Here is a 1196-nt window from a genome sequence, read left to right on the forward strand (position 1 = left end):
GTAGCTGAATTTTCTTTGCAGGAGGAATTATCCGAACTCTTTACCCTATCTTTAATGCTGGTCAGTAAACGGGCCGATATTGATCTGGAATCACTGTTATTACAGTCTGTGAAATTCCGGGTGGTTTTCAACGACGTTGAGCAACGTCAGGTTAGCGGCATTATCACACAGGCTACACGGGGGGATACGCATGCGCGTCGCACCATTTATTACCTCACCGTCCAGCCCGCTCTCTGGCGGATGAATTTGAATCAGGACAGCCGGATTTATCATCGGCAAAGCGTACCGGAAATTCTCACCAGTTTGCTGAAAAAACATTGCATCCTGTTCGATTGCCAACTGGATGAGTTTCATTACACACGGGAGTATGTGACGCAAAAACGGGAGTCCGATTATGCCTTTTTTGCCCGGTTAGTTGCCGAAGAGGGGCTGAATTTCTGGTTTGAAGACGACAAGCTGTTTTTCAGTGACAGCCATTTAGGGATGACGGCCAATTTACCGCTGGTCTACAACCCGCAGATAGAGACGGCCACCGAAATGAATGTGATGAATCAGGCGCGTCTGGGCGTCTCCATGACCCCGGCGCGGGTCATTTATAAGGACTACAATCCCCAAAGTCCCGATTACCGCCTGACACACCGGGCCAATATCGATCCGCGTGTGGAAGGGCAGAAAACCCTGTTTGAACTTTTTGAAAGCTACGGCCGTTTTCAGAAAGACGCGGAGGCGAAACCGTTTGTCCAGCGTCGTCATCAGGCCGTCGAGAATCAACGTCAGGCCGGTAGCGGGCAAAGCAACTGTTTTAAACTGATGCCCGGTAAAATCTTTACCCTCAGCGAACACCCGGTTGATGCCATGAATACCCGCTGGCAAATCGTCACTATCCATCATCACGGCAAGTGTCCGCAGGCACTGCAAGAAGAGAGCGGAGAGTCAGGCACTTATCTGCATAACGAATTCAGTTTTATGTCGGGCTATAACGACTGGCGAGCGTTATACCGTTACAAACCGTTGGCGGATGGTGATGAAGTGGCAACCGTCGTTGGCCCGGAAGGGGAAGAGATTTATGTCAATGAAGAGGGGTGTATCCGCATCCATTTTCACTGGGATCGTTATGATAAAGCCGATGAAAACGCCACCTGCTGGGTACGGTTCGCCCAAGGCTGGAATGGCAGCGGTTACGGTTTTATGGCTAT

The 1196-nt window shown here is 50.3% G+C and carries 1 protein-coding gene; it reads left to right on the top strand.

Going from position 1 to position 1196, the window contains the following annotated elements; translation table 11 throughout:
* Window positions 1–1196 (top strand): type VI secretion system tip protein TssI/VgrG (gene tssI, locus EAE90_RS23175; protein ID WP_214055442.1); only part of this gene is annotated, 1196 nt, incomplete at both ends.

Origin of the sequence: Photorhabdus caribbeanensis, from assembly GCF_018448885.1 — a bacterium.
Classification (GTDB): Bacteria; Pseudomonadota; Gammaproteobacteria; order Enterobacterales; family Enterobacteriaceae; genus Photorhabdus; species Photorhabdus caribbeanensis.